The 20,772-nt window shown below is 30.3% G+C and carries 18 protein-coding genes; 7 read left to right on the top strand and 11 right to left on the bottom strand.

Annotation, left to right across the window (positions count from 1 at the left end; genetic code table 11):
* Positions 1 to 14: 14 nt before the first annotated feature.
* The 5 genes from Q0998_RS13150 to Q0998_RS13130 all read right to left on the bottom strand — a co-directional run bounded on the left by Q0998_RS13150 (position 15) and on the right by Q0998_RS13130 (position 4,366).
* The gene (locus Q0998_RS13150; protein WP_299670448.1) at positions 15 to 377 is read right to left on the bottom strand and encodes a four helix bundle protein; all 363 of its coding nucleotides are present in this window, start codon (positions 375 to 377) and stop codon (positions 15 to 17) included.
* 40 nt (positions 378 to 417) lie between these two features.
* The gene (locus Q0998_RS13145) at positions 418 to 1,422 is read right to left on the bottom strand and encodes a VWA domain-containing protein (protein ID WP_299670446.1); all 1,005 of its coding nucleotides are present in this window, start codon (positions 1,420 to 1,422) and stop codon (positions 418 to 420) included.
* On the bottom strand, positions 1,409 to 2,332 hold the full coding sequence (locus tag Q0998_RS13140) for a hypothetical protein (protein ID WP_299670444.1): 924 nt from the start codon (positions 2,330 to 2,332) through the stop codon (positions 1,409 to 1,411). The genes Q0998_RS13145 and Q0998_RS13140 overlap by 14 nt, the downstream gene beginning before the upstream one ends.
* Before the next feature lie 6 nt (positions 2,333 to 2,338).
* A complete protein-coding gene (locus Q0998_RS13135; RefSeq protein ID WP_299670442.1) occupies positions 2,339 to 3,208 on the bottom strand; it encodes a DUF58 domain-containing protein in 870 nt (289 codons plus the stop codon).
* A 168-nt stretch (positions 3,209 to 3,376) separates the two neighbouring features.
* Positions 3,377 to 4,366, bottom strand: a complete 990-nt coding sequence (locus Q0998_RS13130; protein ID WP_299670440.1) for a MoxR family ATPase — start codon at positions 4,364 to 4,366, stop codon at positions 3,377 to 3,379.
* Positions 4,367 to 4,506: 140 nt separating this feature from the next.
* Between Q0998_RS13130 and Q0998_RS13125 the strand changes: the two genes are divergently transcribed.
* The 4 genes from Q0998_RS13125 to Q0998_RS13110 all read left to right on the top strand — a co-directional run bounded on the left by Q0998_RS13125 (position 4,507) and on the right by Q0998_RS13110 (position 12,051).
* Positions 4,507 to 5,073, top strand: a complete 567-nt coding sequence (locus tag Q0998_RS13125) for a sigma-70 family RNA polymerase sigma factor (protein ID WP_299670439.1) — start codon at positions 4,507 to 4,509, stop codon at positions 5,071 to 5,073.
* Positions 5,074 to 5,138: 65 nt separating this feature from the next.
* Positions 5,139 to 6,128, top strand: a complete 990-nt coding sequence (locus Q0998_RS13120; protein ID WP_299670437.1) for a FecR family protein — start codon at positions 5,139 to 5,141, stop codon at positions 6,126 to 6,128.
* A gap of 20 nt (positions 6,129 to 6,148) precedes the next feature.
* Positions 6,149 to 9,085: a TonB-dependent receptor gene (locus tag Q0998_RS13115; protein WP_299670435.1), complete on the top strand. Its 2,937-nt coding sequence runs from the start codon at positions 6,149 to 6,151 to the stop codon at positions 9,083 to 9,085.
* A gap of 146 nt (positions 9,086 to 9,231) precedes the next feature.
* Positions 9,232 to 12,051, top strand: coding sequence for a TonB-dependent receptor (locus tag Q0998_RS13110; protein ID WP_299670433.1), 2,820 nt, complete (start codon positions 9,232 to 9,234; stop codon positions 12,049 to 12,051).
* A 104-nt stretch (positions 12,052 to 12,155) separates the two neighbouring features.
* Here Q0998_RS13110 and Q0998_RS13105 read toward each other — a convergent pair whose 3' ends face one another.
* From Q0998_RS13105 to Q0998_RS13085, 5 genes are all read right to left on the bottom strand, one after another.
* The gene (locus tag Q0998_RS13105; protein WP_299670431.1) at positions 12,156 to 12,923 is read right to left on the bottom strand and encodes a UDP-2,3-diacylglucosamine diphosphatase; all 768 of its coding nucleotides are present in this window, start codon (positions 12,921 to 12,923) and stop codon (positions 12,156 to 12,158) included.
* 93 nt (positions 12,924 to 13,016) lie between these two features.
* Positions 13,017 to 13,262, bottom strand: a complete 246-nt coding sequence (locus Q0998_RS13100) for a hypothetical protein (protein WP_299670429.1) — start codon at positions 13,260 to 13,262, stop codon at positions 13,017 to 13,019.
* 49 nt (positions 13,263 to 13,311) lie between these two features.
* Positions 13,312 to 14,883, bottom strand: coding sequence for a S41 family peptidase (locus Q0998_RS13095; RefSeq protein ID WP_299670427.1), 1,572 nt, complete (start codon positions 14,881 to 14,883; stop codon positions 13,312 to 13,314).
* Complete coding sequence (locus Q0998_RS13090) at positions 14,876 to 15,301, bottom strand: dCMP deaminase family protein (protein ID WP_299670425.1); 426 nt, start codon at positions 15,299 to 15,301, stop codon at positions 14,876 to 14,878. The genes Q0998_RS13095 and Q0998_RS13090 overlap by 8 nt, the downstream gene beginning before the upstream one ends.
* Before the next feature lie 162 nt (positions 15,302 to 15,463).
* Positions 15,464 to 16,045, bottom strand: a complete 582-nt coding sequence (locus Q0998_RS13085) for a HupE/UreJ family protein (protein ID WP_299670497.1) — start codon at positions 16,043 to 16,045, stop codon at positions 15,464 to 15,466.
* 115 nt (positions 16,046 to 16,160) lie between these two features.
* Between Q0998_RS13085 and Q0998_RS13080 the strand changes: the two genes are divergently transcribed.
* Positions 16,161 to 17,192, top strand: a complete 1,032-nt coding sequence (locus tag Q0998_RS13080) for a helix-turn-helix transcriptional regulator (RefSeq protein ID WP_299670423.1) — start codon at positions 16,161 to 16,163, stop codon at positions 17,190 to 17,192.
* Here Q0998_RS13080 and Q0998_RS13075 read toward each other — a convergent pair.
* A complete protein-coding gene (locus Q0998_RS13075) occupies positions 17,189 to 18,646 on the bottom strand; it encodes a BLUF domain-containing protein (RefSeq protein WP_299670422.1) in 1,458 nt (485 codons plus the stop codon). The two genes, Q0998_RS13080 and Q0998_RS13075, sit on opposite strands and share 4 nt — an antisense overlap.
* Before the next feature lie 242 nt (positions 18,647 to 18,888).
* Here Q0998_RS13075 and Q0998_RS13070 point away from each other — a divergent pair, with 242 nt between their 5' ends.
* Both Q0998_RS13070 and Q0998_RS13065 read left to right on the top strand, forming a co-directional pair.
* Positions 18,889 to 19,329 carry a DUF2383 domain-containing protein gene (locus Q0998_RS13070; RefSeq protein WP_299670421.1) on the top strand — a complete coding sequence of 147 codons (441 nt, stop codon included), beginning with the start codon at positions 18,889 to 18,891 and terminating at the stop codon, positions 19,327 to 19,329.
* 385 nt (positions 19,330 to 19,714) lie between these two features.
* The gene (locus tag Q0998_RS13065; protein ID WP_299670420.1) at positions 19,715 to 20,494 is read left to right on the top strand and encodes an EcsC family protein; all 780 of its coding nucleotides are present in this window, start codon (positions 19,715 to 19,717) and stop codon (positions 20,492 to 20,494) included.
* Positions 20,495 to 20,772: the final 278 nt, after the last annotated feature.

Below are 20,772 nucleotides of genomic sequence, written 5' to 3'. Positions count from 1 at the left end.
AACTGTGTAATTGTTTAACTGTTTAATTGTGCTTTTCGTAGAGCATTTAGCATATTTGATATTTTGTAAATCCTACTTCTTAAATCGTTATATATTTCATTATTAATAAATTCAAGCTTTTTGCATAAAATAATACGATTCAAAACCTCCATAGTTGAGCTAAATGCAATTGTTGAAAAATGAGCTTTGTCTTTATTCGTAATTCTTGATGTCCCTTCTGCTATATTAGCTGAAATTGAATTTGAGGCTCTTTTTAATTGACTCGTAATTCCATACTTTTCATCCGCAGGAAATTTTTTAGAAATACTATAAATTTCTACAGAGAAGTCTATTGCTTCTTGCCAAACTTTTAATTTTTCAAACGAAAATGTATACATTTTTTCTACAATTACACGATTAAACAATTACACATAACTTTTATATAAAACTCTTAAATAACGTATTTCTTAAAATAAATTCTAACACTAATAATCCCAATCCGAATAAAACAAAAATTCTAAATTTCTCTTGATAATTGTAATATTTAAATTCTTCTATTTTTGTTTTTTCGAGTTTATCAATTTCATCATAAATTTCTTTTAAAGATTCATTGTCAGTGGCTCTAAAATATTTTCCTTCTGTTTGTTTTGCAATATCTTGTAATAAGGCTTCATCAATTTCTACTTGTTGTTTTCTAAAGTTTAGTTTTCCTGTTCTTGGGTCTCTACTCCAAGGAAAATCTGCCATTCCATTAGTTCCAATTCCAATAGTATATACTTTAATCTCTAATTCTTTTGCTAATTCGGTTGCTGTTCTTGGATCTATATTACCAGAGTTGTTTACACCGTCTGTTAATAAAATAATTACTTTACTTTTTGCTTTGCTTTCTTTTAGTCTGTTTACACCAGAACCTAAACCCATTCCAATCGCAGTTCCGCCTTCTAACTGTCCCCATTTTAATTCAGAAATAGAACGTTTGATAATGCTTTTATCGCTAGTAATTGGTGTTTTTGTAAAACTTTCACCAGCGTACACTACAATACCAATTCTATCGTTTGGTCTTCTATCTACAAAATCAATTGCTACTTTTTTTAGTGCTTCTAATCTGTTTGGTTTTAAATCTTTAGCCAACATACTTGCAGAAACATCAATTGCCATCACAATATCGATACCTCTGTTTGTTTTTGTTTTTTTGCTAATAGCAACATTTCTAGGTCTTGCTAACGCTACAATAATTGCTGCCAAAGCGAACAGTCTTAAAACGTATAAGATGGGTTTCAGTTTTGGTAAAATAGCATCTGTTTTAAACCCTTTTACACTTGGCATTGCTAACACTGCAGCATCTTTTTTACGCATAAAAAAATGCCATATTGCTAATAAAGGAATTAAAATTAGCAACCAGAGAAACTCAGGATTGTAAAACTCGAAATTACTCCAATCCATTTTCTTCTTCTTTTTCTATTATTGGTTTTGGCTTTAAATTGCCGATAATGTATTCTGCATCTTTTCTATCGTCTTCAATTTCAATGGCCAAAGGTTTCGATTTTGCAAATTTCACCAAATCTGCTTCTCGCAATAAATCTTTTAATTTATCTATGGTTTCTTTTGAAGTTTGAATGGTATCAGCATCTTTAAAATCTTTTAACATTCCTAAAACTTCATCTGTGGTATTTTCTAAAGCAGGCACTTTTAATTCACGCTCAATATAACCACGAACAATTTCTGTTAACTCACTATAATATTCTTTTACTTTATTATTTTGCCATAATAATTTCTCATCCAATTCATTCAACCTATAAATTGCTTCTTCGTAAGGAGGCAATGTTCTATAAGTTGGGTCTTCTGCTTCAATTTTTCTTTTTCTGATGACAAACCAATAAATCCAGAAACCAATAATGGCCAAAACGGCTAAAATGATGTAGAGATAGATTTTAAAATCATCAAAAGTATATGCTTCTTTTTTTATTGGTTTTATCGGAAACTTCTTTACTTTAGTTGTATCTACAGCAACTGTAGCTACGTTTACTAATAATGAATCTGTTAAAAAAGCTTGATTTTTTACAAAAATTTGCTGCTGTGGAATGTAAAAGGCTCCACTATCAAAACCTGTTAAAATATATTTTTTAATTAAGCTATTTTTAAGGGTATCTACGCTGGTAGAATCTACAATTTCTAATCCTTTTAAAGCTAATTTTGGAATGATTACATTCTGAGTTTCATCTACCGAAATTTTTAATTGAAATTGCTCACCAATTCTAATATATGTGGTGTCAATTTCTGCTTTTACCATTGGTTTTTGAGCGAAACAAACTACTGAAACGAATAGAAAAATATGGAATATGTATTTTCTCATTTTTACTTACCTCCCTTTATGTTTAAAATACCCTAATAATTTTCTTACATAACTTTCATCAACCCGTGTTGTGACAGTTCCTGCACCACTTCTTTTAAACATACTTGTATAATAGTCAGACAAACGTAAAGCATTTGCCTTGTAATTTGTTCTTACAGATTTTGATGCTGTATTTATCAATTGAACATTGCCTGTTTCTGAATCTAACATGGGTACCATTCCTAAATTCGGAATTTCCTCGTCATGCTTGTCATAAATTCGAATACCAGTTAAATCGTGCTTTTTAGCTGCAATTTTTAAAGTTTTCTCATAATCATCGTCCATAAAATCAGACAACATAAACACAATGGCTCTTTTTTTCATCACACTAGATAAAAATTTAAGTGCCACAGCAATGTCTGTTTTTCTGCTTTTTGGTTTAAACTCGATGAGTTCTCTAATAATTCTTAAAACGTGACTTTTTCCTTTTTTTGGCGGAATGTACAATTCTATATCATCAGAAAATAGCATCAAACCTACTTTGTCATTATTTTGAGTTGCCGAAAAAGCCAATGTTGCGGCAATTTCTGTAACGGTATCTTTTTTAAATTGATGTGATGTTCCAAATAATTCAGAACCAGAAACATCTACCATTAATAGCATGGTTAACTCACGCTCTTCTTCAAAAACTTTAATATAAGGTTCGTTGTAACGTGCGGTAACATTCCAATCAATAGCTCTTACATCATCACCAAATTGATATTGTCTTACTTCAGAAAAAGTCATACCACGTCCTTTGAAAGAAGAATGGTATTCACCTCCAAAAATATGATCAGACAAACGTCTTGTCTTTATCTCTATTTTACGAACTTTTTTAAGTATTTCTTTTGTTTCCATGAGCCCATCCTAAATCTTTCCCAAAGGGAAGGACTTTTACTGATTGATTGTTAAATTAGTGTGTTCAAGATTTAAACTTTACTGTTGCTTTAAATTATTTGTAACGATTTTTTTGTGAGTTTGATTCCGTACACAATTTCCCCCTTGGGGGGATTAAAGGGGCTTTTTCTAAGGTACTTCAACCTCATTTATAATAGAATTGATAATGTCTACAGAAGTTACATTTTCTGCTTCTGCTTCATAGGTAATACCAATTCTATGACGTAAAACATCTTTTACAACGGCTCTAACATCTTCTGGAATTACATAACCTCTTCTCTTAATAAAAGCATAACATTTTGCGGCTTTTGCTAAATTGATACTTCCACGAGGTGAAGCGCCAAAACTAATTAAATCTTTTAGTTGTGGCAAGTTGTATTTTTCTGGGTAACGTGTTGCGAAAATGATATCTAAAATATATTTCTCAATTTTCTCATCCATATAAACTTCATTCGCTACTTCTCTTGCTTTTAAAATTTGTGCTACAGAAACTACCGGATTTACACTGGAAAAACCACCACTTAAATTCTGACGCATAATTATTTGTTCGTCTTGCAAACGAGGATAATCAATCACCACTTTTAACATAAAACGATCAACTTGCGCTTCTGGTAAAGGATAGGTTCCTTCTTGTTCTACAGGATTTTGAGTTGCCATTACTAAGAAAGGCTCATCTAATTTAAAAGTAGTATCACCAATAGTAATCTGGCGTTCTTGCATGGCTTCTAATAATGCAGATTGTACTTTTGCAGGTGCTCTATTAATTTCATCTGCCAATACAAAGTTTGCGAAAATGGGCCCTTTTTTAATAGAAAAATCGTTTTCTTTCATATTAAAAATCATGGTTCCAACAACATCTGCAGGTAATAAATCTGGTGTAAATTGTACTCTACTAAAACTTGCTTGTACTGCTTTAGATAAGGTATTAATTGCTAAAGTTTTGGCCAAACCAGGAACTCCTTCTAGTAAGATGTGTCCATTACCAATCAAACCGATTAACAAACTTTCTATCATTTGCTTCTGCCCAACAATAACTTTATTCATTTCTAAAGTTAAAATATCTATAAACGCACTTTCTCTTTCGATTTTCTCGTTAATAGCTCTTACATCTACATCCATTGTATCTTATATTAGATTGTTATTTTTTTTAATGAGAACAAAACTACAATTTTAACAAAATTATTCTTGTTAAAAGAAGGTTAAAGATGATTGGTTATTTTTTACTATTTTTAGAGAATATTTCGCCTCTAAAATTTTACATGGAAAAATTAACAGATAAATTTATTTGGAAGTCATTAAAAGAAGGTGATTTAAAGGCATTTTCAGTACTTTTTGAAAGTTATTATCCGCAATTGCATGATTACGGATTAAAAATATCTAAAAACGAAGCGCTTACTGAAGATACTTTGCAAGACTTCTTCCTATATATTTATGATCATAGAGAAAATTTAAGTGATTTAGAAACCATTGCTCCTTATCTTTTCACATCTTACAAACGTTTTTTATTAAAGGTGATGAAAAAAAATGCAAAACTAAAACATACAGATTTTTCTGATGAAGTGTTGATAGACCTTAAATTTACACCCGAAGAATTATTAACCAACCAAGAAACAGAAAGTTTTAAAAATAAAAATCTTGCGAACCTCTTAAATAAGTTGCCAAAAAGACAAAAGGAAGCTGTTTATTTAAAATATTACAGTGGCTTAAAAGCAAAAGAAATATCAGAAGTAATGGGCATTAACTACCAAAGTGTAGTAAATACGCTTCATAAAGCTATAAATAGTTTAAAAGAAGAAATTTCGATTATAAAATTATTTAAGCTTTAACAGAAAATTAAGAGTATAGAAAAAGGAAAAATACCTTATCTAAATACATTGTTATATTTATTGACATGATTAAGAAAAAATACAATACCATAAATGATTTTTTAGAAGATGCTTCTTTTAAAAATTGGGTGCAACAAAGTAATGGCACAGACATCAATTTTTGGGAATTTTGGATTGCAAATAACCCCGATAAGCAAGAGCTAGTAAACAAAGCCAAAGATTTGGTTTTGGGTATTTCTTTTAAAAAGAATTTTGTTAGTGAAGAAAAAGTTGCTTTCGAGTGGAAGAAGTTAGAAACTAAAATTCAATCTAGAAAAGCTGTACCAAAAAGAAAACTAAGATTTTTAAAACCAATGGGTATTGCTGCCTCTATTTTATTATTAGTGTCAGTTGGATTTTATTTCATCAATCAAAACACAAAAATTACGCACAAAACCAATTATGGTGAAATCTTAAATCTTAAATTACAAGATGGTAGTGACGTTACGTTAAATTCAAACTCTAGCTTATCCTATTATAAAAATGAAAGTAGAAAAGTGTGGTTGTCTGGTGAAGCATTTTTTCAGGTTGATAAAAAGAAAACCACAAATGCAAAATTCTGGGTTATAACAGAAGACTTGTCTGTAGAAGTTTTTGGAACCTCTTTTAATGTAAACACCAAAAAGAAGAAAACAGCTGTGTTTTTAGAAGAAGGTAGTATCTGGTTAGCACTAAAAAATGGAGAGAATAAAAAAATGATTCCTGGTAATTATATCTCTTATTCGGCTAAGAAAAATAAAATTTTAGAAGATATCAATCTTATAAACCCTACGATAAAAACTTCTTGGAAAGACGGTTCTTTACTTTTTGATAACCTATCTTTGGAAAAAGCCATGGAAAAAATCGAAGAATCTTACGGTTATTCTATTATTTTTAAAGACGAAGAAAGCAAAAACACCTTAATTACCGGAGCAGTACCTATTACAAATATAGACATCTGTATAAAAGCAATTGAGAAATCAGTTGACGTAACTATTATTAAAGAAGATAATAGTTTAGTTATCAGTAAGAAATAGTTGTAATTTTAAATCCATACATGTTCGAAAAACTAGTATTCAAAAAATATTTATTACTATTTTTTGTTCTTTTTACGTTCCAAACAACTTTTACTCAAAAACAAAAAAAAGCAGTAGTTTCATTAGCTGTTTTATTAGATGAAATAAGTGGTGAACATAAAATATTTTTTACGTACAACGCTAATTTACTTTCAAATAAATTTATACAAAAAGAAGGTTTTACCAACTTATCCTTAAGAGAATCTATTTCTTTATTAAAAAAACTAACACCGTTTCTATTTGATGATCTAGGGAATAGTTATTATGTTATTTATGCAAAAAAAGAATCTAAAAAGAGAGAAAATCGTTTAAAACAACAAACAATTTTGTCTAGTAATATAGGTGTCGACAGTATTTTTTATGAAAATAAAATACTCGTAAAAGGAATTGTTTTGAGTTCAGACAACACACCTCTAAGAGGCGCAACTCTCCAAGAAAAAGGATCTTTAAAAGGATTAACTACAAATAACGATGGAACTTTCAAGTTTGAAAAGAAACAAAATAGTTTTGTTACCATTAGTTTTTTGGGGCACAAATCTAGAACGGTCAAACTTATTCCAAATATATTGAATACCATTACCTTATTATCTGGTCAAGAATTAGATGAAGTGCAAATTGTGGGTTCAAGAAATAAAAATCGAGTGGCAAACGATACACCAGTAGCAATTGATTTTATTGATATCGAAAAAACATCCACAAAAAGTAGTCAAGTAGAAGTCAATCAATTTTTACAATCTGTAATTCCGTCTTTTAACGCAACAAAGCAATCTGGTGCAGATGGTGCAGATCATATAGATCCTGCCACCATAAGAGGTTTGGGTCCAGATCAAACATTGGTTTTAATTAATGGAAAAAGAAGACACCAAGCATCTTTAATAAATTTATACGGAACAAGAGGAAGAGGTAATTCTGGTACAGATTTAAATACAATTCCTATTTCAGCTATCAAAAGAATAGAATTATTAAGAGATGGTGCTTCTGCACAATACGGTTCTGACGCCATTGCAGGGGTATTAAATATTGTTTTAAAAGATTCAGATAACGAGCTAACGGTAAGCTCTACTTTAGGATTTTACAATGCAGATAGCAATGCTATTTTTCCAAATAAAATAGACGGATTTACCTACAAACTAGCATTAAATTATGGAGTAAAGATTAATAAAGGGGGATTTATAAATTTTTCTACGGAAGCTTTATCATCAGATAATACCATCAGAAACGGAACAAGTACGAGAGAAAATTTCGGACAAGCAGCCATGAGAAACGTAAGCCTTTTTTTTAATGCTGAAATTCCTATTAATAGAAATACAAAATTGTACGCAAATGGAGGTTTTAATTTTAAAAATCCAGAGGCATTCGCATTTACAAGAATGCCAAACAGTGAAAGAAATGTGCTGGAAATTTATCCGAATGGATTTAATCCATTAATTACTTCGAATATTATAGACAACTCATTATCTATTGGAATGGTTACAGATTTCAAAGAATGGAATGTGGATATAAATAATACACTTGGAAGAAATAACTTTCATTACTTCATTAAAAACACGCTAAATGCAACCTTAGAAGAAAACTCACCAACAGAGTTTGATGCTGGCGGACATCAATTGATACAAAATACGACGAGTATTGATTTTTCTAAATACTTTTTAAAAGAAACCTATGGTTATAACATTGCTTTAGGCTTAGAGTACAGACTAGATGAATACAAAATATTTGCTGGTGAAGAAGCTTCCTACAGTTCTTATGACATCAATGGAGATTTGGTAGACTCAAAAACGCCAACCTCAGATTATAGCACTCATAATGGTAAAATAAGACCCGCAGGTTCACAAGGGTTTCCTGGGTATTCACCAGCTAATGAAGTAGATAGAAATAGGTCTAATTTTGGAATGTACTTAGATACAGAAGTAGATTTTTCTAAAAAATTTATGATGGGTGCTGCGCTACGTTTTGAGTATTACAGTGATTTTGGAAGCACCTTAAACTATAAACTTGCAGCTAGATACAAATTAACAAAAAAATTCAATTTAAGAGGTTCTTGTAGTACAGGTTTTAGAGCACCTTCTTTGGCTCAAATTTATTACAATTTAACCTTTACAAATTTCATTGGAAATGATCCTTCAGAATCTATTTTAGTGGCAAATAATAGCCCGATTGCAAGAAGGTTCGACATTGACAAACTTAAAGAAGAAAAAGCCAGAAATTTTAGTTTAGGCTTTACTGCAAAATTAAGTCCAACATTTAATGCAACAATAGATGCATATTACGTGGCTATTAAAGATAGAATTATTTTAAGTGGCAATTTTAATGCTTCAAACTTAGGTTTGGGAATCGATAATGTTCAATTTTTTGCAAATGGTGTCGATACAAAAAGTACCGGTGTAGATTTAATTCTAAATTGGAAGAAGAAAATAGGGAATAGCGAATTGTCATTTGATTTTTCTGGTAATATCAACCATATGAATATTACAGACATCAAAAATAAGATGTTAGATAAAGAAACTTTTTTTGGAGAGAGAGACCAACAATTCTTGTTAGCATCTGCACCAAAAAATAAATTTAATCTTGGGATGAATTACGAATATAAAAAAATAAAAATAGCTTTAAATTTTACGAGATTTAGCGAAATAAAATTAATTGATTGGCAAATAGGGCAAAATGTTTCTAAATTTAATAATTCTGAAGCAGAAAGATTAGAAGCTGCAACAGATATGTATCAACCAAAAATAACAACAGATTTACATCTTAGTTATCAAATCAGTAAAGCTATAGACCTTCAGATTGGCGCCAATAATCTATTTAATAGATACCCAACCCGACAAAATACCTTTACGGATAGTGGTGGTTTATGGGATGCTACACAAATGGGAACAAACGGCTCATTCTACTACACAAAATTAAGTCTAAGGCTATAATTAGTAAGCAATTCATACTTTTTTATCTTTTTTTTTAAAAAAAGTAAAATTTTTAGGGTATCCTTTTTCTTTTACGGTCTTATATAATAAATCAGTTCACGCTTTAGACTAAAGTAAGAACACATTTATTAACTAAGAATTTATTTATGAGACAAAAGTATTTATTAAAATTATGTACCGTTGCTTTTATGTTAATGTTACCTCTAGGCTTACTGGCACAAACTATTAAAGGAAAAGTAACCGACACTTCTGGCGAAGCGCTTCCTTTTATGAATGTTATAGAAAAAGGTACTTCTAACGGAATAACTACAGACAACAATGGTGAATTTAGTATCACTGTAAAAAGCTTACCAACAAAATTTGTGATTTCTTCACTTGGTTTTAAAACCAAAACGATAGATGTAACAGACAGTTCTTTTTTATCAATTATGATTGAAGAAGGAAGTGAGTCTTTAAGCGAAATTGTAGTAACAGGTTCTAGAACACCGCAGAGAAGTAATACAAAAAGTCCTTTACCAATAGATATCGTATCTGCAAAAGACTTAGTATCTACTGGTCAAACAACCTTTGATAAGGCTTTACAATACAAGATTCCTTCATTTAATACGGTACAAACACCTGTAAATGATGCAACTTCCTTACTAGATCCGTATGAAATTAGAAATATGGGGCCTTCTAGAACGTTAATTTTAATTAATGGTAAGCGTAAAAATTTAAGTGCATTACTATATACACAAGATTCTCCTGGACGTGGTGAAACAGGTGCTGATATTTCTGGTATACCAACTGACGCAATTAAGTCAATTGAAATTCTAAGAGATGGAGCTTCTGCTCAATATGGTTCTGATGCCATTGCTGGTGTAATGAACATTATCCTAAAAGATACTCCAAATGGAGGTTCTGCAACTTTAAGAACAGGAATGACTTCTGAAGGTGATGGAGAAATGTTTGGAATAGCTGTAAACAATGGCTCTACAATTGGAGATGATAAAGGTTTTATTAATTATACAGTTGATTTTTCTAAAACTAGTTTAGCAAACAGACCAGGAGTTGTTAGTGCAGAAGGAGAAGCTTTTGCAGGTACTGGTTTTGATGCTCCTTTAGCAGATGTTAAAGAATTTTTAGGTAGAAACCCAGATGCTAATAATATTAATGGTGCACCAGAAACTGCGGCTTCTAAATTTTTAATTAATGGAGGGTATGATTTAAGTGAAAACTCAAAATTATATTTTAATGCAGCTTATGTTTTCAAAAAAGTTAATTCTTTTGCTAATTACAGAACCCCATATTGGAAAGTAGCAACAGGAGATTTAGCTTATTTACAAGATTTATTTCCTTCTAATGAAGCAGGAGGTTTTGATGGATATGTTCCAACATTTGAAGGTTTATTAAATGATTATAATGCAACATTAGGTTTTAAGACTGTTAAAAACGATTGGAATATTGATTCAAGTATTACTTTTGGAGGTAACCAACAAACCTATACTATAAATAATTCTCATAATGCTAGTGGAGTTAAAGATCAAACTATTTTTGGTGATTTAAATGGGAATGGAGTTTTAGATATAGATATACCTGCTTATGATCTTGACGGAGATGGAACAATTGGAGCAACTGAAGGTTTTGAATTTAGTGAAACTAACAGATATAGAGAAAACAGCCCTACTAGTTTTAATCCAGGAGGAACTGCATTTAGCCATATTGTAGGAAATTTAGATATTTCTAAAATACTATCGGATAAGGTAGCAATAGGTTTTGGTACTGAATTTAGAAATGAAACTTTCACTATAATTGAAGGAAGTGTTGCTTCTTATGAAGCTGGTGGTGCAGATTCTTTTGCAGGAAATGACATCCGAAATTCTGGGAGCTTTAATAGATATAACTTAGGTGGATATTTCGATTTAGCTTGGGATATTTCAGAAGACTTCTTAATAAATGGTACTGTTAGAGCAGAAGATTACTCTGACTTTGGAAGTACATTTGTTTGGAAAGTAAGTTCTCGTTACAAGTTTGCTGATGATAAATATACAATTAGAGCATCTGTTTCTACAGGATTTAGAGCACCAACTTTACACCAAATTTACACAGAAAAATTACAATATTCTTTTGCTGAAGATGGAGGTATTGAAGTAAATGGAATTGTAAATAACGTTTCTCCAAAAGCAAGAGCTTTAGGTATACCTAGTTTAAAACCTGAAGAGTCTACAAACTTTACAATTGGTTTTGGTGGTAGACCAACAAGAAACTTTAGCTTTACTTTAGATTATTATAAAATTGATGTTGAAGATAGAATTATCTTTACAAATCCTATTGGAGGAAATCAATTTTTTATAAATGGTTTAAATACTACAACTTCTGGGTTAGATTTTGTGTCTAATTTTAAAGGTGTTGAAATTGGTGATGGTAAATTATCATTAAACTTATCTGGTAACTATACTATCGAGAACGATAGAACTAATGAAATACCAACGATTGCTGTAGATGGAACAAACGTTCCTGTTTTAGATAGATCTACTGAAGCTTTAATGTTTACTTCTAGACCAAAAACAAAATGGATTTTAGGTACTAATTATGACATTAATAAATTTAATATATCTTTAAACAATACGTATTTCGGAAAAACAGTTTTTAAACAAAAGTTTATGAGTGAAAACTTAAGAACTGAGTTTACTCCAAAAATTGTGACTGATTTAGGTGTTAATTTTAATGCAACTGAAAAAATTACAATAGCATTTAATATAAACAATTTATTTAATGTAATACCAGAATGGGCATTTAAAGCAGAAAACGCAGCAGGTCAGGCTATATTAAATGATACAACTATAACGGCTTCTGGTTTAACTGAACTTCAAAATAATTCAAATGCAATAACATTTAATAATCGTTATGCTATAACGACTTATGATGGATCTCACTTTAGTCAGTTAGGAACGATGTTTAATTTATCCTTAAATTACCAGTTTTAATTTTTATTAAAACTCATTATTTGAATTGAAAAATGCTACTTGAAAAAGTAGCATTTTTTTATTTTTAAAATATTCTATTTAGAAGAAATCTTCTAAGATTAAAATTAGTAGTTAATTTTTTTTAACGAGAACTTATTTTCCTTAAACTCACCATACGTAAAATAGTATATCCAATCTCCAAGATTGATATAGGTACTATCTTCTTGCAATTTTATTTCTAATGGAAGGTGTCTATGTCCAAAAACGAAATAATCATAATGTACTTCTGTAAGTTTCCTTTTACAATACTGTACCAACCATTCATTTTCTTCACCCAAAAATTGAGCGTCTTCATCACCAGAAATGAGTTTGTTTTTTACAGACATGTATTGTCCTAATTTTACACCTAGATCTGGATGCAACCACCTAAACATCCATTTAAATAATGGAAATGTAAACACCTTTTTCATGCGTTTGTAACCTTTGTCTCCAGGACCCAAACCATCTCCATGACCAATCAAAAATTTTTTATTATTGATGAGGAATTCTTTTGGAGCATGATACACAGGAATATCGAGTTCTTTTTCGAAATAGTCGTGCATCCATAAATCGTGATTTCCTACAAAAAAATAAATAGGAATTCCGCTATCTCTAATTGTTGCTAATTTTCCTAAAACTCTTACAAATCCTTTTGGAACAACGGTCTTGTATTCAAACCAAAAATCAAACAAATCTCCTAGCAAGAAAATAGCTTTAGCATCTTTTTTTACCTCATCTAACCAAGCAACAAATTTTTTTTCTCTAGGAAAACTGGTTTCTGGAGATGGCGCACCCAAATGTTGGTCTGAAGCAAAGTAGATTTTTTTATTTTCTGAAGTGTTGATTGTTATCAATGCGATAAAATATTTTCTGGATCTTTTTGTGTGGGATAGATTCTTGTTATCAAAATTTTTTTCTCAATAATTTTATACAAAACTCTAAATTTTTTATTGATACTTTTCTAAGAGTTCTTCTTGAGATTTAAAGAGTCCATTTTTATAAGATTCAACGGCTTTACTATTTCTCCCTCTATATTCTTCTTTAGAAATTGAATCTCCATTAATAGTGTAGGCAACGATTTCTTTACGATTCAATTCTTTTTGTAAAAAAGACTCAAAACGCTCTACTAAACGTGCATCTTTTATTTTTTCAAACTCCTCTATAAATTTATTTTTTCTTGTTGCTAGATCCATAATAATATATCTATGTAAATACAAATATACATAAATTAGAGAAAGCTACTTACTCTTCTTCTTTCTCCAACTCCAATACTTTTTGTAGCATTTTATCTTCTTGATGTATAATTCTGTAGAAACCAACATCGCCAAAAAGTACATTGGCAATAGATGCTTTTAAATATTTTTCGATGCTTTGTTTTGCTCTAAAAGAAGGCTTAATTTTGTCTTTTATTTCAGATAAATATGTATTAAAAACGGCTTCATCTTTGTCAAAACCTTCAATAAAAGTATCAATATTCCATTTTTCTAATGTTGTTCTGTTCATGTCTACATAATCGAAAGCAAAATTATTGATGGTGGTAAAATAAAAATTAGACATGTAAGAAGTGGTGTCTATCGCTACAAAAACGTCAGGAATAATACCACCACCGCCATACACTGTTTTTCCTTTGGGTGTTTTAAATTGTAAAGAGTCTACCACCTTTATGCTGTCTTTGCTTAGCAATTCTCCGCTAGAAATTCTTTCTTGATAATCTCCGTAATAGTTTGCATTTCCATTACCAGCGTATGGTTTTTGAATAGAACGTCCTGTGGGTGTATAATACCTTGCAGTTGTTAAGCGTACTGCAGAACCATCACCCAGATCCATTTCTATTTGTACCAAACCTTTTCCGAAAGAACGTCTTCCAATGATAATTCCTTTGTCATTATCTTGTAATGCGCCTGCAACAATTTCTGATGCTGAGGCTGAGTTTTCATCAATTAAAACATACAAACCGCCTTTTTCAAAATCTCCTTTTCGGGTTGCAAAAGATTCATCGATTTCTCCTTTGTTATTTTTAGTAAAAACAATGAGTTTATTATCTTCTAAAAACTCATCAACAATACTATTGGCAATGTCTATAAAACCACCACCATTTCCACGAAGATCTAACACTAAATCTGTCATGCCTTCATCGATCAAATTATTTAACGAAGCTTTAAATTCTGTATAGGTATTTCTTGCAAAACGATCTAGTTTAATATACCCAATAGAATCGTTTATCATATAAGAAAGGTCTACGCTTTTTATATTTACTTTGCCACGTGTAATGTTTACATCAAATAAAGAGTCGTTACTTTTTCTATATACTTGAAGTTTAATTTTTGTATTTGGTTCTCCTTTTAAATATCTAGGCACTTTACCGCTTATCATTTCTTTTCCGAAAAGTGTGTCTTTATTGGCCATTAAAATTCTGTCTCCAGCTTTTATTCCCGCTTTAATACTTGGGCCACCTTTGATAGGTTGAATAACAGTAATAGAATCTGAAATCATTCTAAATTGCACGCCGATTCCTACAAAATTGCCCTGCATGCTTTCTTTAACAGCTTGTAGGTTTTCTTTCGGAATGTATACAGAATGAGGATCTAGCTCACCCAACATTTGTGTAATTGCGCCATCTAAAAGACTATCTGTACTCACTTTGTCTACATAATCATTTTCAATAAAATTGATGAGTCTTTTTATTTTTAACTCTTGAGATGAGCTTTTTGAGGAAAATAATAGCGTGCTAGAATTTCCACCAAAAGACATTCCTATCAAAATACCAAAAACAACTGCTATCGCTAAAAAAAGCGGTAAATTTTTCTTATTCATAAGGTAGATAATTAATTTCGACACCTGCTTTTTCTAAAAAATTCAAACCATTATTATCTTTATAAGCATTTGCATAGACTACTCGTTTTATGCCCGCTTGATGAATTAATTTACTGCATTGTATACAAGGAGACAATGTGATATACAAGGTTGCACCTTTTGCAGATTGTGTAGAAGAAGCCACTTTTAAAATTGCATTTGCTTCTGCGTGCAAAACTTCCCATTTGGTATTTCCGTTTTCATCTTCGCAACAATTTTCAAAACCAGTTGGCGTTCCGTTAAACCCATCTGAAATAATCATTCTATCTTTTACAATTAAAGCACCTACTTGTTTGCGTTTGCAATGAGAAAGTTTGCCCCATTCTAAAGCCATTTTTAAGTAAGCTTTATCATATTTTAACTGTTTCTTTTCTGTCATGATTACGAAAGTAAATAGATTCATAAGATTGTAACGTTAATAAATAGACAAAATTTTTAATAAAATTTGCTAATTAGATTCCTGTTTTTTTTGAATCAAGTTCAGCAAATGCACAGGAAGACATTTTATGTAAACTCGAAGTAAAACAGTGCTACTTTTCACTTACCAAAAAACGCGATCTAACATCATTTGAATTGCAAAACCAATTACAATAGAAGAGCAAACTAAAATCCAATCTCTTCTGGGAACTCTAACAAAGTGTTGCAATAGGGTGCCTATAATTAAAATGCCTAAGACAATAATTATCTGAGCAGTTTCTATCCCCAAAGCAAACTCTAGTAAAGGAAACAGTTTGTCATCTTCTTTACCCACCATCATTTTAAAATAATTAGAAAATCCAAGACCGTGAATTAACCCGAAGAAAAGTGCAAAAACTAAATTGGTGTTTTCTTTTCCTAAAGATGATTTTTTTGCAGTGAACACATTCATTACACCTGTAATAAATATGGTTAAAGGAATTAGAAACTCTATAAGTTTCATGTTTACATTTAGAATTCCGTAAGCAGACAAAGCTAGGGTTACAGAGTGCCCAATGGTAAAAAGTGTTACCAACCACAATACTTTTTTAAATTGGTTAAAACTGAAAACAACAGCTAAAACAACCAGAAATAATATATGATCATAAGCACCAAAGTCTAAAACGTGATTTAGACCCATTTTAAAATACAAAATAAATTCGTCCATTATTATAATCTTTAGAGGAATTTCAAAGATATAAAAGAAAATATCTAAGATCATAATTTTTTTAATTGGATTCATATCAGAAAGAATTATATTGCGGTAAATTCTCTGAGGAAGAATGACTAAAAAAGTTACTATTGAAGACTTATATGTAGAAGATCTTGTAAAAGGTGTTGCAAAAAAGATGAATGTGCTTTGTTTAGAAGAGCATAACATTACAAAACTAACCATACCAGATGATATTGGTTCAGGTTTTTTAAAAGCAACACAGTTTGCATCTGGTTTAGGAATTTTAGAAACTTCTTATAATTTTAAAGAAGATTTTGTAATTGAAATGGAGAAGCACAAAGTGAATCCGTTAAAATTTGTATTTAATTTAGGCGATAAGTTTTATCATAAATTTAATCAAGAAGCCACTTTTGAAGGCATAGATAAATATAGTGGTGCCATTATAGGAAGTTCTATAGATAAGCACCATTCTTTTAAAATTCCAAAGAATAAAAATATTGTGATTTTTAGTTTAGAATTGAACAGAAACTTGTTTGAGCACAAGCTAAAATCTTTTAAATTTGATTTAAATGACGACTTAAATACTCTTTTAAGAGATGTAAAAGCCATAAATCCGTTCTTTTTTAAATATTTATTTGGTGCAGAAATCTTCGAATTGATTAATAAAATTACTACCAATAAAAAAAAGGGTTTTATAGGTTCTCTTTACAAAGAAGGTTTAACGTATAGCATTCTTTCAGATACTTTAGAAACCTATTTAGGAGAAAAACATAGTGAACATCTTCATAATCTAAGTGTAGAAGACGTAGATACGGTTCTAGAAATCTCTGATTTTATAGAAGAGAATTTAAGCGAATTGCCAACCATAGATGTTATTGCTAACAATCATCTCCTTTCAGAAACAAAAATTCAGAAAATTTTTAAAGATTATTACAACTGCTCTGTACACGATTTTATTAGAAATAAACGTTTGACAGAAGTTAGAGAATTGCTCGAAAAAACAAATTTTTCAATAGGAGAAATTGCAGATAAAGTAGGTATACTTAGCAATAGCTACCTGTCTAAAATTTTTAAAGAACGTTATGGTGTAAGTCCTTCTAAATATAGAGGTTCTAGATTGTCTAAAGTTCGTTTCTACTAAGAATAAGTTCTTTGTTGTTGTACAATTAAATAATTTCTAGCTTTTTCCCACATGTATTTTATCGCTAACAGATTTTTCATATCTGTATGAGGTAAAAAATCTACTTTAAAAGCATCGAAATTATCTTCTGGCTTACCATCGATTGAAAATTCCCCTTGCACCAAAGACATGCTCCATTCTTTAAAAGTTCTACCAGATTTTATACCACTGTATAAAACAGATAGATTACTATTTCTTTCGTCTTTTTTAATCTTTTCTACTAAGTTGAGCACTTCTTTTTTAGGACCTTCTAAGATTTGATAGAACGAATTTTTATGATAGACCAAACAACTAGAAATTCCTAAAGATTCATTCTTCTTTTTAGAAGGGTCTAAAATGCTTTGTAAATCTTCTTTGGTAATGTTTTCTTTTGCTTTAGACGAATAAACAATCTCAAAAGTTGGGTTTGCAATGTGATGGTATTTTCTATATTCTGTTGGCAATAAACCGTATTTGTTGTAAAATATTTTAGAGAAATAGCTTCTGCTATTCAACCCTATTTTATAAACAATTTCAGAAACAGTATGGTCAGAATTTTCTAAAAGCTCTTTTGCTTTTAAAACTCTTAAGTTCGAAATAAATTTATTTACAGTTTCATCAAAAAAGAATTGAAATCCTTTTTGAATTTTCTTTTTATTCAAACCACTTAAATCACAAAGTTTGTCTAAACAAATGTTTTCACTTAAATTATGACTGATATATTCACTTAGCTGAATAATTTTTAAAGTATCGCACTTAGATAAAGGATTCAGATTATCTAAAGATTCGATGTCTTTACTATGACTTGAATACTGCTCTGCCAAAATTTTAAAAACCGCCGCCTCATTTATTAAAATGTTAGACAAACCAGATAAGTTGGTGTTAATTAGTGTTTCTACATGCACTGCAGCTTTGTTAGAAATTTCACCAAAATAAGCATACTCTTCAGTTTTGTTTAAATTAGATAAAACGTTAGAAAGCAATTCAGAGAGCTTACTTCCAATATTCATTTCAGTAGAAAGTGTATCAATTTCGACAATAGTTATGATGCTGAATTTAACTTTAGCATTTTTTTCGATAACTATTTTACTAGACCTGTTTTGGTAACTTTCTACAATTACGTTTTGTAACCTACTAATGGTTTGTTTTTCTAAACTATCATCAAAATGATGAAAGAGGTTTCCTTCAGCACAAAAGATAAAATGCAAGCAGTTTTTTCCAGTATAGAGATTTTCTAAAACTATTTGTTTTTCAGACTGAATATTTACAGTTACAACTTCTAAACCTGAAAATAGTTGAAATGCTTTTGCAGTACCTTTGCCACAATTATTTTTGAATGTCAAGAAACCTCCATAGCTACTCTCTACAAAATTACCATTTAGTTTTGCAGAAATACTTCTTAAAGAATCAATAGCGTTTAAAGTGTTTATCAACATAAATTTTTTGGTACAAATATATTTCGATATGAAAGTATTTAGTAACAGAATAGAGTAAATCATTAACGATTTACCTTGATATTATTGACTTTTTTACGGTTTTTTAAATAAATTTACTCTAATTACAAGCGTTTTTTTTAGCCCATTTGTGTTAAATTTTTCCTTTTAATTGTTAAGCAATATAATGTCTATAGAATAGTTTTGTCATAAATTTTAATTCAAACTGGTAAGTATTTATAAAAATGAAAGGTGAAGAATTGTTTAGTAAGTTAGATTGTATTTTAGAAAATTCTATTGATTCAGAATTAGGCTATTATAAAATAGCAAAAAATACAACTAACCCGCTCATACAATCTATTTCTAATTTGAAATATTCTGAAAGAAATAATTATACTTTAGAATTGAAACAGTGTTTTTTGCAAATTAACGCTGTTCCTGTTAGACAATCTTCAAAAAATAGAAGAGAAATTAGTAGATGGGTAAACCCGAAGTCTATTTTAAATACAACTGGTTTAACAATGGTTATTGATGAAATTATTGAAAGTGAAAAAAACTCTTTAAAAGATTATAATGATATTTTAAATAGAAAAGATTTGCCTTTAAGATTAAGAGATACGTTAGAAACACAAAAAAGTGCTATTTTAAATGGAATTGTAAAATTGAGATTGAGAAAGGAAAGTTAAAAAAAAGTTTGGTTAGAACTGTGAATTAGAAAAAGTAAAACCCCCATTGAATAAATTCAATGGGGGTTTTTAGTAGCTTAAAAATAACCACACAGTTTTTTTAGAAGTAAAATCGTATAAAGAATTCTTTGCTTCAAGAGAGTAGTTTTAAGAGTAAGTAAAAGAGTAAAAAAAGATGCTCTATAAAAGCCCAAAAAAGGAAAATGATGATTTGTGTATACCCGATAAAAAAAAATCGCCTTTATGTAAAGAGCACAATGGCAAAAGTAGAATTGGGTTGAAAGAGTAATTTTTGGTATTTTTGAACGTGAACATACAGTAGATATATAGAAACTGCTAAAAAAAGCAGGCCTATAAAACTATTCTTTCAAAAACTAAAAATTGAATGCATATTACGGAAAATGATTTAGAAGAAATAAGAAGTGCAAAAAAACTGCTAGAAAACCCTGATTTAGCTGCAAAAATTACCAATTTAATCGGAGATCCTATAGAAAGAGGATTCGAAAGCCTGCCTAAAAAGTGGAGCGACAAATTAGGAGAGGTCGCTCAAAAATCATTGCTTAAAGCTGCAAACGGAGCCATATTTACGATGAAAGACCATCCTATGAAAAAATCTTCTAATGCAGTTCATAAAATTGCTGTGGCAGCAAGTGGAGGTGTTGGAGGCTTCTTTGGATTAGCCGGTTTGGCTATAGAACTGCCCATTTCAACAACAATCATGTTGCGGTCTATTGCAGATATCTCTAGAGAACAAGGAGAATCAATTCATACCATTGAAACAAAACTTGCCTGCTTAGAAGTTTTTGCGCTTGGAGGAACCTCTAAATTAGATGATGGCACAGAAACAGGGTATTACGCAATAAAAGCATTGTTGGCAAAATCAGTTTCTGAAGTTGCGAAATTTATTACTGAAAAAGGAATTGTTGAAGAAGGTGCACCCATTATTTTAAAACTAATTACAAAAATTGCAGAAAGATTTAGCATACAAATTGCAGAAAAAATGGCTGGACAAGCCATTCCAATAGTTGGAGCAGCGGGTGGAGCATTGATAAATACCATATTTATGAATCATTTTCAAGACATGGCCAAAGGGCATTTTATCATCAGAAAACTTGAAAAAAAATACGATTCAGAATTTGTTAAAAAGATTTACGAAGAAATATAAACTTTGCTTCTAAGTCTAATCTTAGTTATAAACCCATAACGCAGGGTTCTTGACTGTCATATTCTTAACGATTTCGGGAGTGATATCATAAGATAAAGATTGTCATAAACTTAAATTTTTTCTTCGTCTTGATTGCTAATCCAAATATTGCTAATCGAGTTTTCTTCGAGTGAGTTTCTGTAAAAAGTAAAATAATTTTTCATTTTATTCATGCAATCCATCTTTTATAACCGTCCAAATTTGAACTAATTTGTCTTGATAGAAGGTAAGTTTAGGAT

It is taken from the genome of uncultured Polaribacter sp., from assembly GCF_947501385.1.
Classification (GTDB): domain Bacteria; phylum Bacteroidota; class Bacteroidia; order Flavobacteriales; family Flavobacteriaceae; genus Polaribacter.
Note: the sequence above shows the minus strand (reverse complement) of the source record. Positions and strands in the feature narration are given on the sequence as shown.

Coding starts and splice junctions, on each gene's coding strand:
- Q0998_RS13095 (WP_299670427.1), bottom strand. CDS start 14,883: ATGAATAAGAAAAATTTACCGCTTTTTTTAGCGATAGCAGTTGTTTTT.
- Q0998_RS13145 (WP_299670446.1), bottom strand. CDS start 1,422: ATGGATTGGAGTAATTTCGAGTTTTACAATCCTGAGTTTCTCTGGTTG.
- Q0998_RS13065 (WP_299670420.1), top strand. CDS start 19,715: ATGCATATTACGGAAAATGATTTAGAAGAAATAAGAAGTGCAAAAAAA.
- Q0998_RS13070 (WP_299670421.1), top strand. CDS start 18,889: ATGAAAGGTGAAGAATTGTTTAGTAAGTTAGATTGTATTTTAGAAAAT.
- Q0998_RS13110 (WP_299670433.1), top strand. CDS start 9,232: ATGAGACAAAAGTATTTATTAAAATTATGTACCGTTGCTTTTATGTTA.
- Q0998_RS13085 (WP_299670497.1), bottom strand. CDS start 16,045: ATGGACGAATTTATTTTGTATTTTAAAATGGGTCTAAATCACGTTTTA.
- Q0998_RS13125 (WP_299670439.1), top strand. CDS start 4,507: ATGGAAAAATTAACAGATAAATTTATTTGGAAGTCATTAAAAGAAGGT.
- Q0998_RS13100 (WP_299670429.1), bottom strand. CDS start 13,262: ATGGATCTAGCAACAAGAAAAAATAAATTTATAGAGGAGTTTGAAAAA.
- Q0998_RS13150 (WP_299670448.1), bottom strand. CDS start 377: ATGTATACATTTTCGTTTGAAAAATTAAAAGTTTGGCAAGAAGCAATA.
- Q0998_RS13135 (WP_299670442.1), bottom strand. CDS start 3,208: ATGGAAACAAAAGAAATACTTAAAAAAGTTCGTAAAATAGAGATAAAG.
- Q0998_RS13115 (WP_299670435.1), top strand. CDS start 6,149: ATGTTCGAAAAACTAGTATTCAAAAAATATTTATTACTATTTTTTGTT.
- Q0998_RS13140 (WP_299670444.1), bottom strand. CDS start 2,332: ATGAGAAAATACATATTCCATATTTTTCTATTCGTTTCAGTAGTTTGT.
- Q0998_RS13075 (WP_299670422.1), bottom strand. CDS start 18,646: ATGTTGATAAACACTTTAAACGCTATTGATTCTTTAAGAAGTATTTCT.
- Q0998_RS13080 (WP_299670423.1), top strand. CDS start 16,161: ATGACTAAAAAAGTTACTATTGAAGACTTATATGTAGAAGATCTTGTA.
- Q0998_RS13120 (WP_299670437.1), top strand. CDS start 5,139: ATGATTAAGAAAAAATACAATACCATAAATGATTTTTTAGAAGATGCT.
- Q0998_RS13090 (WP_299670425.1), bottom strand. CDS start 15,301: ATGACAGAAAAGAAACAGTTAAAATATGATAAAGCTTACTTAAAAATG.
- Q0998_RS13130 (WP_299670440.1), bottom strand. CDS start 4,366: ATGGATGTAGATGTAAGAGCTATTAACGAGAAAATCGAAAGAGAAAGT.